The 591-nt window shown below is 58.5% G+C and carries 2 protein-coding genes; one reads left to right on the top strand and one right to left on the bottom strand.

Annotation, left to right across the window (positions count from 1 at the left end; all coding sequences use genetic code 11):
- On the top strand, window positions 1-288 hold a 288-nt coding region (gene ligD / locus AC1DRJ_RS31695), incomplete at its 5' end, for a non-homologous end-joining DNA ligase LigD (RefSeq protein WP_477805571.1).
- Between the two features lie 68 nt (window positions 289-356).
- On the opposite strand, the gene AC1DRJ_RS31690 is transcribed toward ligD, so the two are convergent.
- Window positions 357-591: DUF3313 family protein (locus AC1DRJ_RS31690; RefSeq protein ID WP_477805570.1), on the bottom strand; the 235-nt coding region annotated here is incomplete at its 5' end.

Genomic DNA, 591 nt, shown 5'->3' with positions numbered 1-591 from the left:
GTGTCGGGACCGAAAAACAGGGTAGGGCGGATATTCATCGATTACCTGCGCAACGGTCTGGGCGCGACCACCATTTGCGCCTACGCCGTACGCACCCGTGAAGGGCTGCCGGTGTCGGTGCCGATCTTTCGCGAGGAGGTCGCCGAGCTCAAGGGCGGCAATCAATGGAACGTGCACACCGTGCATGAACGCCTGGCCGAGGTGGGGGATGAGCCTTGGGCGGACCTGAAGAAAACCCGGCAGACCATTACGGCCGAGATGCGACGGCGGGTGGGGATGAAAAAGTGATCGTAGGTGAAAACGCCAACGCCCCTTTCACGGGGCGCTGGTCGGACCTCTTTATTACTTGAAAGCAGTTACTTGATGAATTGCAGGAGATCAGAGTTCAGTTTGTCGATAGCGGTTTTGAAATCTTTCGCCGTGACTTTTTGGCTTTCGTTTTCCAGGGTCGTGCCAAACACTTTGCGCACTACTCGGCCCAAGGTCTGGTTGGTTTTGGCGTCGATGAACTCCGCCTCGATATACAACTCGGTGTCCTGGTCGCGGTGGCCGGTGGCTGCCGTGTCCTGGTCGCGGTGGCCGGTGGCTGCC

It is taken from the genome of Pseudomonas sp. P5_B2, assembly GCF_056400445.1.
This window is presented reverse-complemented; position numbering and strand designations above follow the sequence as displayed.